Here is a 14,440-nt window from a genome sequence, read left to right as displayed (position 1 = left end):
CCGCCCAGGGTCGCAAGGGCCATGGGCGGCGCACGATCCTCAGTCATGCGCGCTAAAGCGCCCGTGCGGTGCGTTGGCCGTCAGGCGTGCAAACTGCGCGTGACCCATATGAAGCAGCGTCTCGTGATCGCCGGCTTCCATATAGACGTCCGGCTGTGCCTCGATGCTGTCGTCGACGATGATATCCAATCCGTAGCATTTGCCGACGGCAGGAACTGCGCCGTGTGCACAGTCGCTGAACAGCCGATTGATCTCGGTTTCATTGGCCATGTGGACATTGTCGCCGAGGCTGGTCCTCAGGTCCGACAGGCGGAGATGATGCGATGCGGGCAAGATCGCCAGCATGTATCCGCCGTCGCGCCGCAACACGATGCCCTTGGCGAGGCGGTCGCCCGAGATGTGGCATGTCTGGGCCGTTCGAGCGGACGTCATGCTGAGTTCGTGCGGGATCACCTCGTACTGGATGTTCTCAGCGGCTAGGTATTTCTGGAGCGTGGGAGCAATGGCCATGGCATCACCTCCGATGCAGAATGGAAACCATCCACCGTGAGGTCGACCTTGCAGACTCTCGCCAAACGATGGGCGGCTGCCTGACTAGAGGCCCAACATAGGTCTTCCATCCGCAAGCTGCAATTCATCATCGTTGACCAACTTCGTGGCGAGATCGTTTGGTCATCGTCCTGTCCGGCGGTTGAGAATATGCGGATGCCGCACGCGCCTCCTTTTCGAACTGGCTCTGGCTGCGCTCCGCTTGAGCGCAAGAGGTCTCGTCGAAATTATGAAGCATTTCAATCAGATGAGAGGCTGCGACTTTCCTCTGAGCGGATCGCCAGCCCAATCCTAAGCCATTGCTGTGGCAGATGGTTCATCCGCGTCCCGGCGAGCCGCTCTCCATGCCGCAGTTCGACCGCCTGCGCGCGCTGCTCTTTCCGGAGATCCGCATCCGGCAGATTGCCCTGCCTCTCGACCACGCGCCCGAGGCCGATCCTTCGGACCGGACGCTTGCAGTCATGGACCTGCATCAGGAGCAGCTCGCGCGCAGTCTGGGCGGGGTATCGCATTATTCGCGGCATCGCCGGATCGGGCAAGACCCTGATCCTTGCGTTCCGAGCCGAGTACGTGGGCTCTCACGCCGTCGTGCCGTCGATCGAGCGGCGGATCACCCGCAGGACTTCGGCGTTCGAAAGAAACAGATCGTGGTTGATGATGCCCCAGCCCTCCTGGGAGGCATCGACCACGCGTACGCCGAGCCGCTGAATGACATCCTTCTCGGCGGCGCCGACCCTGGTCATTCCACCTGCGATTTGGCCCGACAGCGCGAGTGCGCGATCGTTCGTCGCGGCGATGACGGTGATCTTGCCGGCGAGCGGGCCGATGCGGTGGATTGCCGATGAGAACACGTCCATGTCGATATCGGGCGCGGCAAACACGACCGCGCCGATCTTGCTCGTCACCGTGTCGCCGTATCGCGCATGGAGCTGACGCAGGCTTTCGAGCGTCAGCATGGTTCCCATGCTGTGCGCAACGATATGCACGCGGCCGCCGCCTGGGGCCGACACGAGCGCGGAGAGCACGCGCTCGAAATCGTCGCGAGACCACATCGCGCTGTCGCGATCATAGGCATAGTCGAACAGGCCTGCCTTGGAAGGCCAGGAGAATGCCATGGTCCGTCCGCGGAACCTGATGCCATCGGAGAGATGGGCGGCATCCAGCACCGCGGTCTCGAATGTCTGCTTGAAGCCGTGCACATAGATCAGCACGTCCCCTCCGCCAGTCTGCGTAGCGAGATCGGCCGCGTCGGCCGACACCGGTTCGATCCGATCGAGGCGCCAATCGCCGAGTCCCACCGAGGCGAGCGACAGGCGGCTTTCGTCCGGCGCCACCAGCTTTGCCTTCGCGACCGTCATGGCGGTCGCGCGCTCCGGCCCAAACCATGGTTTGGTGCGGCCGCCGTTCACGGGCTTGCGCGTGGTGGTGACAAGCAAGGTGGGGTCGACGGAGAGGGACGAGGCGTCAAATCGCGCGCCGGTGGCGCCCAGGCCGGCGCATCCGCCGAGCGCGAGGGCACTCCCTGCCGATACAAATCCGCGGAGGAGAGCGCGGCGCGAAACAGAATGACGGGAATCGCGTTGCAGAGGATGTCGGACGATCACACGGAACCCCAGGGAACTTTGCCCACCGTAAGCCGCCCCGCCCGTCTCCCTGAATGACAATGCGGGCGAGAAGACGGCAGAGCTGTGTCGCGGCCCTTCAGTGGTGGTCTCCGGTCGATTGCCGGATCAGTCGATGACGTCAATCGAATGGAGCTTACACCAGTCGCGCAATGCCCGCTTCGCCGCCTCATTCTCGTAGGCGTGCTAGCGATCGATCGCACCTCGTCGCGGGAGCAGCGACTTGAATTTCGGATCGGCGCCCCGTTTAACTCCGGGCCTCATAGGCCTGCGGTAGGAAACACCCGACGGTCAGAACACCCCAATCCGCTGTCAATCCCCTCTCGTCAAAAATATTCCACTTTACCGAAATTCGGAATTGTCGTATGTGTCGGCCATCCGAGCCCACCAAAGGGGCGGTCGTACGTCGTTTCGAACGCGGGCTGGGAGTTGCGGTGGACGCGGGCGGCGTTAAGGCGGTTTGGCGCGTGCAGGGCGAGATGAACCTCGTGAGCATGGCGCGAACCGCGAAGACGGACGGCGCCCAATGTCTTGCGAAGCCTCTTGGCGACGCATGAAAGCCTGCGTACGGCGAAACCGCGTGGTCCTGGCCGTCGTTGCTACGGTCAAGCCCTGGCGAAGGCGTCATCGCGTCAACCGGCGCGTTGCCGTGCATTTCGCGAGGGCGAGGGAGGCCAGAAGGAACTCGGCTCCCGGGAGAGCGCGCATAAGCCGTCAAACCATCGCGCAGGGAAGGCCTGGTTTCGGCTGCCCTGTGTCTCCCCTGTGCATTGCGTGTGCATTCGTTCAGCGCAGGGGTTTTGTGGGTGCCAGCTGGCGCCCGGTCTTCCCCATAGGCGTTAAGGTAGCGCAAGCATTGATTGATATTGACGTTTTCGGGGAGGCTCGCGCAGGTGCCGCCCGAGCGCTCGCTTACTGCGGCGCAAGCGGCGGATGGTTGGTTGTGGAATGATTGCTTGCAGCAAGGATGCAACGAGTTGTTGCAAGATACGCCAACCGCCAGGTGTCGTCAGGCGGCCTGCTTCCAGTGGGGAGAGTCCTCGAAGTCGCGGACAAGCGGCTCGAGCAGCAGGATAATCAAGAGGTGAGCCAGCAGGTAGGGCTTCGCCGAACGCTGATCAGTTCCAGGCGGTGTCTTGAGACCAATCAGGCTTTTCAGTCGCTTGAAGCCAAGTTCGATCCGCCATCGCAGTCGATAGAGTGCAAGCACATCCTTGGCGGAGAACTCGTCCCGTGCGAGCGACGTGACCAGAATGACCCAATCCGCGGCTTCCAGAGTCCCTTTGGAGATGATGCGGTTTTCGTCTCGTGCGTCTCGCCGAGCTTTACGACGCGAAGCCGCGGCCGCACCGGTGGGCTTCTTGACCGCAACCAGACGCATAGCCAGAGGCGCCCCGTCCTTGCGTTTGATCCAAATCCTCCGATCGATCAGTCCGCGTGCCTTTGCCGCACGCAATTGGGCCATCAGATCGAATGGAAGGCCTTGGGCATCAAGCCAGCGCGCGTTCTTCCAGCCTGCTCGGATCAGAACGTCGGCACCAGCCGCGCGGACAGCCGCGATGCGGTCAGGTTGCAGATAAGCGCGGTCAGCAATGCGGATCTCGTTCTTGACTACTGGTATCCGGTCAAACGTTTCGCCCTCTTGCTGATCCGTTAGCTCGAAGTGACCAAAGCGCTCACTTGGCAGATCAAATGCACTATGAAGCCGCCAAAGCTCACTGCTCCTGCGGGCAGTCGGCCCGGCCTGAGGTACTGTCGTCGCATCGACGATGCGGATCAGGCGGCCTCGGCTCGCCTTCGGCGCTGCCGCATCGAGCAAGCTCTCCACCAGCACTGCAAACCAATCGCCACATTGACGCAGGCGATAGAACAACGCCACGCTGCTGAGGTCCGCAAGGCCAACAGAAGCCGCCCACGCAGCTGTCGATCTCAATCCTCTTTCCCCTAAACAATAGGCCAGCATCAGCCGAAGCAACGCCACCGCGTCTGGAATTTGGCGCCGCCGCGCGAAAGCCTTCGTCTGGCGCGCGCTTATCTCAAGCTGCTCAGCCCCACCCAGCTGCGCAACCACTCTCGTCCAGTCCTCATTTAGAAGCGATTCGTCTGCCATGCCCCTTGGAATCACGTGTGATTCCAACACTCAAGAATAAACTTAACGCCTATGCGGTCTTCCCTGCGCCCTTTTTTTGAAGCGGTGAAGCGAAAAGCACAGCTCGGGCAAACCATGCCGCGAGACTGCAGGCGCATGTCCGACACCCACCTGCCAAATGACCTCCTATCCGAGCATGATGCATCGGCATCGAGGAGGGTGGTCGTTGTTCCTGGAATCTGCCTTGATGCTGTTTCAGCGCGGAGGAGTCTTGACATGAGCGGCTTGGTGATCTCTGGCGGCCGGGTGGTGGATCCCGCGAGCGGGATGGATGCCATTGGCGATGTGGCGGTGCTGGACGGCAAGATCGCCGCGGTCGGCACAGGTCTCGGCGGCGCCGAGCGGGTGATCGACGCCAGCGGCCTCGTGGTCGCCCCCGGCTTCATCGATCTGCATGCCCATGGCCAGTCGATCCCGGCCGACCGCATGCAGGCGTTCGACGGCGTGACGACCACGCTTGATCTGGAGGCCGGCGTGCTGCCGGTCGGCTCCTGGTATGACCGCCAGGCGCGCAAGGGCCGCGTGCTGAACTACGGCGCCGCCACCAACTGGGCCTTTGCCCGCATCGGCGCGATGACGGGCTCCAATGCCGAGAGCTCGCTCGAGGCGTTCGGCAACGCGATGCGCGACCGCCGCTGGATGGACAATGTCGCAACCGACGCGGAGGTATCAGGCATTCTCGAGCGCCTCTCGCGCGGCCTCAACGAAGGCGGCATCGGCATCGGCATTTTGAACGCCTATGCGCCGGGCGCCGGCGTGCAGGAGCTGACCGCAGTCTGCCAGCTCGCCGCCAAGCAGAACGTGCCGACCTTCACCCACGTCGCCTACATGTCGCGCATCGACCCGGAAAGTGCGGCCGAGGCCTATATCCGCCTGATCGGCTATGCCGGCGCCACCGGCGCGCATATGCACATCTGCCATTTCAACTCCTCGAGCAAGACCGACATCGAGCGCTGCCGCGTGCTGGTCGAGAAGGCGCAGGCGCAGGGCCTGCCGATCACGGTCGAGGCCTATCCTTACGGCACCGGCTCGACCGTGCTGGCCGCCGCCTTCTTCAGCGATCCGCAATTCGTCGAGCGCAACGGCACCGGCTACGACTCGGTGCAGCGCGTCACCGACGGCTATCGGTTCCACGACCGCGAGGAGCTCTTGAAGGCGCAGGCCGAGGAGCCGTCCTCGCTCGTGCTCTGGCACATCCTCGACACCGAGAACAATGCGCATCACCGCGACCTGCTCGACATGTCGGTGCTGTATCCCGGCGGCGCGATCGCGTCGGATGCGATGCCGTGGACGACGTCGGATGGCAAGACCTACACCGGCGACGCCTGGCCACTGCCTGACGATGCCACCTCGCATCCGCGCTCGGCCGGCTGCTTCACGAAATTCATCCGCGAATGGGTGCGCGAGCGCAAGACCGTGTCGCTGCTCGAAGGCGTGCGCAAATGCGCGCTGATCCCGGCGGAGATCCTGTCGCAAAGCACGCCCGCAATGCGCGCCAAGGGCAGGCTCGATAGGGGCGCCGATGCCGACATCGTCGTGTTCGACTACGAGAAGCTCTCGGACCGCGCGACCTTCACGGCGATGAACCGCCCGTCGGAAGGCGTGCAGCATCTAATCGTCAGCGGCCAGCCGCTCATCACTGACGGCGTGCTCGATGTGGCCGCGCGGCCCGGAAAACCCGTGCGCCGACCAATGGTCGAGGGCTGACCCATGCCGGTCCCCATTCTCCTGGTGACGGGCTTTCTGGGGGCCGGCAAGACCACGGTCGTCAATCACTTGCTGGCGAACGCGGAGGGACGGCGAATCGCCGCCGTGGTCAACGATTTCGGCGCGATCAACATCGATGCGGAGCTGATCGCGGGTGCGAGCGACGGCGTGGTCAACCTTTCCAATGGTTGCATCTGCTGCTCGCTCCAAGGCGATCTGTTGCGTACGCTCGCGACGCTGCTGCGGCGCGATCCGAAGCCGGAGTACATCGTCATCGAGACCAGCGGCGTCGCCGATCCCGCCGACATCGTCCGTAACCTGATGGACCCCGTGATCCTGCGCGAGGCGCCGCTGGAGACCGTGCTCTGCGTGATCGACGCGGCGACGCCGCCTCGAGCGCTCGAAGACGCTCTTCAGCGCTCGCAGCTGCGCGTCGCCGATATCGTGGCGCTGAGCAAGCTCGATTTGGCGGACGAGGGCGCCGGCGCGCGAATGCGCGAGGCCATCCGCGCACAGCGCGTCCCCGCCGTGGTGGTCGATGCGAGCCACGGCGAGATTCCGTCCGCGCTGCTATTCCCGGCGACCCAGGATCGTGTGCCCGCGCCGCGCGATCCAGGGCCGAAGCGCCCGGCAGAGGAGCGGTTCGAGACGCTGAGCTGGACCTCCGAGCAGCCGCTCTCGCTGCCGCGCTTGCAGCAGGCGATCGGCCGGCTCGCGCCCAAGCTTGCGCGCGCGAAGGGCCTGTTCGAGACGATCGAGCAGCCCGGCCGGATGATGGTGTTCCAGTTCGCCGGCGGCCGCGCCACGCTCGCGCCGGGCGATGCACCCGCGGAAGGCGTGCCGCGATCGCGGATCGTCTTCATCGCCGAGCTCGGCGTGCTCTCGAAGGCCGAGCTCGACCGGATCATGGAGACATGCGTTGCGGTCGGATAGCGCGGATCGCGTCACGCGCGGGCGTCAGGTTAACTCGGGACCTCGCCGCACAGGCAGCTCCCGCGGAATGCGGCCATGTCACTCCGCCTCGGGCGACGGGAACCCGAATGTTTAAAGCTTTGCTAAGGGAGCCGGGATAAATTGGCATATCAGCCCTCTTCATTCGTGCGAGCACCGATGATTTTCTCCCGCATCAGTTTCAAGCTGGTCCTGATTGTCGGCATCAGCCTTCTCGGTATGATCGCGATGGCGCCAATCGCGCTGTCGACCCTGCGCAGCCAGATGATCGCCGACCGCCAGGCCAAGACGCAGCACATGGTGGATGTCGGCTACGGCATCCTGGCGCACTACCAAAAGCTCGAGAGCGACGGAAAGCTCTCGCGCGAGCAGGCCCAGGCCGGCGCAATGGCCGAGATCAAGAGCTTGCGCTACGACAAGGTCGAGTATTTCTGGATCAACGACATGACCCCGAAGATGGTCATGCATCCGATCAAGCCCGAGCTCGACGGCAAGGATCTCTCCGCGATGAAGGACCCCGCCGGCAATGCGCTGTTCCTCGGCTTCGTCGATGTCGTCAAGAAACAGGGCGCGGGCTTCTATGGCTATCTCTGGCCGAAGCCCGGCTTCGACCAGCCGGTCGGGAAAATCTCCTATGTGAAGGGCTTTGCGCCCTGGGGTTGGATCATCGGCACCGGCATCTATCTCGACGACGTCGACGCCGTGTTCCGGCAGGACGCGACGACGTTCGCGCTGGTGTGCCTTGCGGTGTTCGCGCTCGTGCTCGGCGCCTCCTTCGTGATCGGGCGCAGCGTCACCAAGCCGCTGGCGAAGATCACCGCGCTGACCGAACGCCTTGCCGGCGGCGACAGCGCCTTCGATGTGCCCTATACCGATCGCCGCGACGAGGTCGGCGGGCTCGCCAAGGCGCTCGCCGTGTTCAAGGACAATGCGTCGGCGGTGGGCCGGATGCATGCCGAGCAGCAGGAAGCCAAGCAGAAGGCCGACGACGAGAAGCGCAAGACCATGGCCGATCTCGCCGGCAAGTTCGAGGCGAGCGTGCAGGCCGTGGTCCGCGACGTCTTCAATGAGGCGCGCGCGATGCAGCAGGCCGCGCAGGGCATGTCGGAAATCGCGAACAAGGCGACGGACCGCGCCAGCTTCGTCGCCACCGCCTGCCAGCAGGCCTCCAGCAACGTGCAGACGGTGGCCTCCGCCGCCGGCCAGCTGTCGTCTTCGATCACCGAGATCAGCCAGCGCGTCGCGCAGGCAGCGAGCGTCGCCGACAAGGCTGCCGCCGACGGCCAGCGCACCAACGATACCGTGCAGGGGCTCGCCGCCGCCGCGCACAAGATCGGCGAGGTCATCGACCTCATCAACCAGATCGCCTCGCAGACCAATCTGCTCGCGCTCAACGCCACCATCGAGGCGGCGCGTGCGGGCGAAGCCGGCAAGGGTTTTGCGGTGGTCGCCAGCGAAGTGAAGTCGCTGGCGAGCCAGACCGCGAAAGCGACCGACGAGATCGGCGCGCAGATCGCCGCGATCCAGGCCGAGACCAACCAGGTCGTCGGCAACATCGACAGCATCCGCAAGACCATCATGGAGGTCAACGAGATCTCCTCCTCGATCGCGGCTGCCGTCGAGGAGCAGGGCGCCGCGACGCAGGCGATTGCCCACAGCGTGCAGGAAGCTGCCTCCGGCACCGACCAGGTCTCGCAAAACATCTCCGGCGTCACTGATGCGACGGCGGAAACCGGCCAGGCCGCCGGCCTCGTGCTGCAATCGAGCGGTCGGCTGACTCAGAAGCTGCAATCGCTGGAGAACGAGGTCAGCGCCTTCGTGGCGGGCGTGCGGGCGGCTTGATGCGGCGCCAGTCGCGTCTGCCGTGGCGCGGATAATTCACCGCGTGGCGGCGCGTGCGGGCCATTGATATTCCGGAGGGCGGGACCCGACGTCCGACCGGCTTTCCAGCCCTTGACGGCTGCGGCTAAAGTGAAGAAGCAGGATCATCGAACCTGCCGACCCGCGGCCCGCGCGGGCATGGAGACGCCGCATGTCGTTCAAGAAACTCCTGATCGCCAATCGCGGCGAGATCGCGATCCGCATCGCGCGCGCGGCGGCCGATGCCGGCATCGCGACGGTCGCGATCCATCCCGCTGACGATGCGCTGTCGCTGCATGTGCGCGTCGCCGACGAGGCGGTCGAAATTCCTGGCCGCGGCGCGCGGGCTTATCTCGACACCGACGCTGTCGTGAAGGCGGCGAAGAACGCAGGCTGCGATGCCGTGCATCCCGGCTATGGATTCCTCAGCGAGAATGCCGCGTTCGCGAAAGCCTGCGCTGACGCAGGGATTGCCTTTGTCGGACCGAAGCCGGCCGCGCTGGAGCTGTTCGGCGACAAGGTTGCGGCACGGCAACTTGCAAAGCGCTACGGCGTGCCGATCATCGCAGGTACCAGCGGCCCGTCGTCGCTGGAGGAGGTCACGGCATTCTTCGAATCCCTCGGCAAGGGCGCCGCGATCGTGATCAAGGCGATGGCCGGCGGCGGCGGGCGCGGCATGCGCGTGGTGGAGAAGGCGTGTGATCTTGCGGAGGCCTATGCCCGCTGCCGGTCCGAGGCCAAGGCGGCGTTCGGTCTCGACGGCGTCTACGCCGAGCGACTGGTCCGGCAGGCGCGCCATATCGAGGTGCAGATCATCGGCGACAAGCACGGCGCGATCTCCCATCTCTGGGAGCGCGAATGCACGATCCAGCGCCGCCATCAGAAGCTGATCGAGGTCGCGCCGAGCCCCTCGCTCAGCGACGGTTTGCGCGGCCGTATCATCGAGGCGGCGAAGCAGCTTGCGGCAGCTGCGGCTTACGACAATCTCGGCACCTTCGAGTTCCTGGTCGATGGCGCTGCCGAGGACAGCTTTGCCTTCATCGAAGCCAATCCGCGGCTCCAGGTCGAGCACACCGTGACCGAAGAGGTGCTTGGCCTCGACCTCGTCCGGGCCCAACTCGCGGTCGCAGCCGGCAGCACGCTGGCCTCGCTCGGCCTTGCGCAGGGCGCGATCCCGAAGCCGCGCGGCTATGCCATGCAGCTCCGTGTCAACATGGAGACGCTGGACGAAACTGGCGCGACCCATCCGACCGGCGGCGTGCTCGCCGTGTTCGAGCCGCCGTCCGGACCCGGCGTCCGCGTCGATAGCTTTGGCTATGCCGGCTACAAGACCAGCGCCGCCTTCGACTCGCTGCTGGCAAAAGTCATCGTGCACACACCGGGCGAAGCCTGGCATGATGTGGTCGCGAAGGCCTCGCGCGCCTTGCGCGAGTTCCGGATCGACGGCGTCGTCACCAACATCGCCTTTCTGCAGGCAGTGCTGGCGCATCCCGATTTCAGGACCAACCGGATCGCGACCGACTTCATCGATCGCAACATCGCAAAACTGGTCGAAGCGGCCGATGGTGCCGCAAAGCCGCTCTATTTTGCGGCGACGGAGCGCAGCGGTCACGGCGCGGAAGCGCATATCGCGCAAATCGTGCCCGAAGGGTCAGTGATGGTCGCAGCGCCCCTGCAGGGCACCATCGTCACCGTCCAGGTGAAAGAGGGCGAAATCGTCCGACCCGGCCAGCAGCTCGCCGTGATCGAATCCATGAAAATGGAGCATCTCGTCATGGCGGAGCAGGGCGGTCGCGTGACAAAACTCGTCGCCGGCGACGGCGTCACGCTGATGCATGGCGAGCCGATCCTGTATCTGGAGCCGCTCGACGTCGCGGCTGACAGCACGGCGGCAGAAGCCGACATCGATCTCGACCATATCCGTCCTGATCTCGCCGAGCTGATCACGCGCCAGGCCAACACGCTCGATGCGAACCGCCCCGCCTCGGTCGAGCGCCGCCGCAACACCAACCAGCGCACCGCGCGCGAGAATGTTGACCAGCTCGTCGACGATGGCTCGTTCATGGAATACGGGAGTCTTGCGATCGCCGCCCAGCGCCGTCGCCGCAAGCTCGACGATCTCATCAAGAACACGCCGGCCGACGGCCTCGTCATGGGCATCGCCACCGTCAACGCGGAGAAGTTCGGACCCGAAGGCGCGCGATGCATCGTCGTCGCCTATGACTATACCGTGCTCGCGGGCACGCAGGGCCACATGAACCACAAGAAGATCGACCGCATGCTCACGCTTGCGGAAGACTGGCGCGTGCCGCTGGTGTTTTACGCCGAAGGCGGCGGCGGCCGTCCCGGCGATACCGACCGGCTCGGCATGACCGGCCTCGACGGCCCGTCCTTCGTCCAGTTCGCCAAGCTCTCCGGCCTCGTGCCGGTGGTCGGTGTCGTCTCCGGCTATTGCTTCGCCGGCAACGCCGCGATGCTCGGTTGCTGCGACGTCATCATCGCCACCAAGAACGCCTCGATCGGCATGGGCGGTCCCGCCATGATTGAGGGCGGCGGCCTCGGTGTCTGTCATCCAGCCGAGGTCGGGCCCGTTACATTCCAGTCCCCGAACGGCGTCATCGACATCCTGGTCGCGGACGAGGAGGAAGCGACGCGTGTCGCGCAAAAATACCTGTCCTATTTCCAGGGCGCGGTGACGGAGTGGGAAGCCGCCGACCAGCGCCTGCTTCGCCGCGCCATCCCGGAGAACCGTTTGCGCGTCTACGACATCCTCAGCGTGATCGACCTCGTCGCCGACAAGGACAGCGTGCTGGAGCTGCGCCGCGACTATGGTGTCGGCATGATCACCGCATTGATCCGCATCGAAGGCAAGCCGTTCGGCCTCATCGCCAACAATCCGCGCCATCTCGGCGGCGCCATCGATGCCGACGCCGGCGACAAGGCCGCTCGCTTCCTCCAGCTCTGCGATGCCTTCGATCTGCCCATCGTCTCGCTCTGCGATACGCCCGGCTTCATGGTTGGCCCCGAGGCCGAGAAAACCGCGATCGTCCGCCATGTCTCGCGCATGTTCGTGACCGGTGCGAGCCTCACCGTGCCCTTGTTCGGCATCGTGCTGCGCAAGGGCTATGGCTTAGGGGCGCAGTCGATGATCGGCGGAGGCTTCCATGCCTCGTTCTTCACCGCGGCCTGGCCGACCGGCGAGTTCGGCGGCATGGGTCTGGAAGGCTATGTCCGCCTCGGCTTCCGCAAGGAGATGGAGGCGATCGCCGACCCCGAGGAGCGCGAGACGTATTATCGCAACAAGGTCGCCGAGCTCTATGCCAACGGCAAGGCGGTCTCGATCGCTTCGGTGTTCGAGATCGACAACGTCATCGACCCCGCAGAGACACGGCGCTGGATCATGGCCGGCCTGCGCTCGGTGCCGAAGCCTGCGCCAAGGACGGAGAAGAAGCGGCCGTGTATCGACACGTGGTGAGGGCGGTGCAGCAATTTTGATTGTGCCGCGGCCGTTGCTCCAGCTGTCATTCCGGGGCACGCGCAGCGCGAACCCGGAATCTCGGGATTCCGGGTTCGATGCTTCATCGCCCTGGAATGACAGCTCGAGACAGCGCGCCACTCGGTCGTTCCCGGTTCCCGATTGACATCCCCGCCCGTGCTGCCAGACTTTGCACAACAATACAGGGTGGAGACGTCCGCGATGGCCAGCTTATCGGCCTCGAACCATGTCGCCCGTGTTCTATCCGTCGCCAATCATGTGGCCGACGTCGATGCCTCCTCGCGTATCGCCAATTCCTGGCGGCGCTGCCTGATCAGCCACAAGCTCGATCCCGCCCGCCAAGGCCCGCCGCAGACGCTGACCGAGGCCGAGATCCGTCACGTCGCAGAACCCCTGGAAGAGGTGATAAGGCTCGCGACGCCGGAGCTCGACGATCTCGCGCGCGTGCTGCGCGATGCCGGTTACTGCGTCAATCTGGCTGACGCGAATGCGACCATGCTGTTCAGCCGCCTGCCCGGCGAGGCCGACGCAAAAATGTTCCTGGACTGGAAGATCTACACCGGCTCCAACTTCGCCGAGACCTTCGAGGGCACCAACGGGCTCGGCACCGCGCTTGCGGAGAAGAAGCCCATCCTGGTGCATCGCGACGAACATTTCCGTGCGCAGTGGCACATGTTCTCTTGCGCGGTGGCGCCGCTGTTCGATCAGGCCGGGCGGCTTGCCGGCGCGATCAACATCACCTCCTGCCGCGAGGATCTCGAGCGCGCCGCGCATCAGCTCGCGCTGGCGGTGACGACTGAGGCGACGCGGCGGATGGAGGGCGCGATCTTCCGCGGTCATTTCCGCAATGCCTGGATCGCGACCGTGCCGGGCGACGGACTCATCGCCTATGACGATGACCGCCGCATCGTGGGCGCCTGCCGCTCGGCGCGTGCGCTGCTCGGTCTCACCGATGGCATGATCGCATCCGGCATCGATCTGTCGCGCTACATCAAATTCGATCATCACGCCGCGCATAACGCGGACGAACGCGTCGAGCTGCGCCGCGCCGACGGCAGTGCATTAGGTCAGGGCCATATCGCGCCGCCGCTACGTACGAGGTCGCCTGTTCCGCGCCGCGATGTGCCTGCGGACCGCTTCGACGCGCTGAACCGGCTCGCCGGCCGCGATCCCGGCCTGGTCAAGAGCGTCAAGCGTTTGCGGAGCATCGGCGATCACAATCTGCCGGTGCTGCTGCATGGCGAGACCGGCGTCGGCAAGGACGTGTTCGCGCGCGCCATTCATGCCGCGAGCAACCGCGCGCGCAACAATTACGTTGCACTGAACTGCGCGGCGATGCCGGAAAGCCTGATCGATGCCGAGCTGTTTGGCTACGAGGCCGGCGCCTTCACCGGCGCGCGGCGCGACGGCTCGAAGGGCCTGATCGTACAGGCCGACGGCGGCACGCTGTTCCTCGACGAGATCGGGGACATGCCGATCGCGCTGCAGACGCGCTTGTTGCGTGTGCTGGAGAACCGCGAGGTCTGGCCGCTCGGCGCGCGCAGGCCGGTGCCGGTCGACATCCGCCTGATCAGCGCCACCCATCGCGATCTTGGCCGCATGGCGGAGGAAGGCGCCTTCCGTCCCGATCTCTATTTCCGCCTGCGCGGCATGGAGGTGCGGCTGCCGGCCTTACGCGATCGCGCGGACCGCGACGATATCATCCGCCAGGTCGCGCGCGAGGAAGCGCCGAACTGCCGCCTGTCGGATGACGCCTGGTTGTTGCTCACGGCGTATCCCTATCCCGGCAACATGCGCCAGCTCCGCCACGTGCTGCGGCTTGCCGGTTGCACGGCGGAGGACCGCGTCATCACGGATGCGGATCTGGATCTGCCGCCGTTCGGCGGCAGAGCCGCGGGGACCGATCTTGCGGCAGCCGAGCGCGCGACGATCACCGATGCGCTCCGCAAGCACGGCGGACGCGTGACGGAAGCAGCGCGTGCCCTAAAACTCAGCCGCGCGACGTTGTATCGCAAGATCAAGCAGCTGAAGATCGAGACGACGCGGTAGCGCCCCTCTTCCCCTCTCCCCTTGTGGGAGAGCGTGGCTCGCCGCGAAGCGGCAAGA

Annotated in this window: 9 protein-coding genes; 5 read left to right on the top strand and 4 right to left on the bottom strand. The window is 65.0% G+C overall.

Going from position 1 to position 14,440, the window contains the following annotated elements; all coding sequences use genetic code 11:
* Positions 1–39: 39 nt before the first annotated feature.
* From AC5V87_RS34355 to AC5V87_RS34340, 4 genes are all read right to left on the bottom strand, one after another.
* Positions 40–510 (bottom strand): aminoacyl-tRNA deacylase, encoded by a 471-nt coding sequence (locus AC5V87_RS34355; RefSeq protein WP_495369141.1) that lies wholly within the window; start codon positions 508–510, stop codon positions 40–42.
* Positions 511–788: 278 nt separating this feature from the next.
* The gene (locus AC5V87_RS34350) at positions 789–1,088 is read right to left on the bottom strand and encodes a hypothetical protein (RefSeq protein WP_495369140.1); all 300 of its coding nucleotides are present in this window, start codon (positions 1,086–1,088) and stop codon (positions 789–791) included.
* Positions 1,089–1,127: 39 nt separating this feature from the next.
* Positions 1,128–2,153: an alpha/beta hydrolase gene (locus AC5V87_RS34345; protein ID WP_495369139.1), complete on the bottom strand. Its 1,026-nt coding sequence runs from the start codon at positions 2,151–2,153 to the stop codon at positions 1,128–1,130.
* A gap of 1,027 nt (positions 2,154–3,180) precedes the next feature.
* A complete protein-coding gene (locus AC5V87_RS34340; protein WP_456836948.1) occupies positions 3,181–4,281 on the bottom strand; it encodes an IS4 family transposase in 1,101 nt (366 codons plus the stop codon).
* Between the two features lie 255 nt (positions 4,282–4,536).
* Between AC5V87_RS34340 and AC5V87_RS34335 the strand changes: the two genes are divergently transcribed.
* The 5 genes from AC5V87_RS34335 (at position 4,537) to AC5V87_RS34315 (ending at position 14,383) form a co-directional block, all read left to right on the top strand.
* On the top strand, positions 4,537–6,027 hold the full coding sequence (locus tag AC5V87_RS34335; protein WP_495369138.1) for an amidohydrolase family protein: 1,491 nt from the start codon (positions 4,537–4,539) through the stop codon (positions 6,025–6,027).
* Between the two features lie 3 nt (positions 6,028–6,030).
* The gene (locus tag AC5V87_RS34330; protein WP_456842697.1) at positions 6,031–6,960 is read left to right on the top strand and encodes a CobW family GTP-binding protein; all 930 of its coding nucleotides are present in this window, start codon (positions 6,031–6,033) and stop codon (positions 6,958–6,960) included.
* Positions 6,961–7,137: 177 nt separating this feature from the next.
* Positions 7,138–8,820, top strand: coding sequence for a methyl-accepting chemotaxis protein (locus AC5V87_RS34325; RefSeq protein WP_495369137.1), 1,683 nt, complete (start codon positions 7,138–7,140; stop codon positions 8,818–8,820).
* Positions 8,821–9,010: 190 nt separating this feature from the next.
* Positions 9,011–12,313 (top strand): acetyl-CoA carboxylase family protein, encoded by a 3,303-nt coding sequence (locus AC5V87_RS34320; RefSeq protein WP_495369136.1) that lies wholly within the window; start codon positions 9,011–9,013, stop codon positions 12,311–12,313.
* A gap of 222 nt (positions 12,314–12,535) precedes the next feature.
* Entirely contained in the window at positions 12,536–14,383 is a 1,848-nt protein-coding gene (locus AC5V87_RS34315; RefSeq protein ID WP_495369135.1) for a sigma-54-dependent Fis family transcriptional regulator, read from the top strand.
* Positions 14,384–14,440 lie beyond the last annotated feature (57 nt).

The organism is Bradyrhizobium sp. SOJA106, from assembly GCF_059448745.1.
Note: the sequence above shows the minus strand (reverse complement) of the source record. Positions and strands in the feature narration are given on the sequence as shown.

What these genes read in the sequence shown, in the direction of transcription:
- AC5V87_RS34355 (WP_495369141.1), bottom strand. Translation starts at nt 510, where the DNA reads ATGGCCATTGCTCCCACGCTCCAGAAATACCTAGCCGCTGAGAACATC.
- AC5V87_RS34340 (WP_456836948.1), bottom strand. Translation starts at nt 4,281, where the DNA reads ATGGCAGACGAATCGCTTCTAAATGAGGACTGGACGAGAGTGGTTGCG.
- AC5V87_RS34335 (WP_495369138.1), top strand. Translation starts at nt 4,537, where the DNA reads ATGAGCGGCTTGGTGATCTCTGGCGGCCGGGTGGTGGATCCCGCGAGC.
- AC5V87_RS34330 (WP_456842697.1), top strand. Translation starts at nt 6,031, where the DNA reads ATGCCGGTCCCCATTCTCCTGGTGACGGGCTTTCTGGGGGCCGGCAAG.
- AC5V87_RS34325 (WP_495369137.1), top strand. Translation starts at nt 7,138, where the DNA reads ATGATTTTCTCCCGCATCAGTTTCAAGCTGGTCCTGATTGTCGGCATC.
- AC5V87_RS34320 (WP_495369136.1), top strand. Translation starts at nt 9,011, where the DNA reads ATGTCGTTCAAGAAACTCCTGATCGCCAATCGCGGCGAGATCGCGATC.
- AC5V87_RS34315 (WP_495369135.1), top strand. Translation starts at nt 12,536, where the DNA reads ATGGCCAGCTTATCGGCCTCGAACCATGTCGCCCGTGTTCTATCCGTC.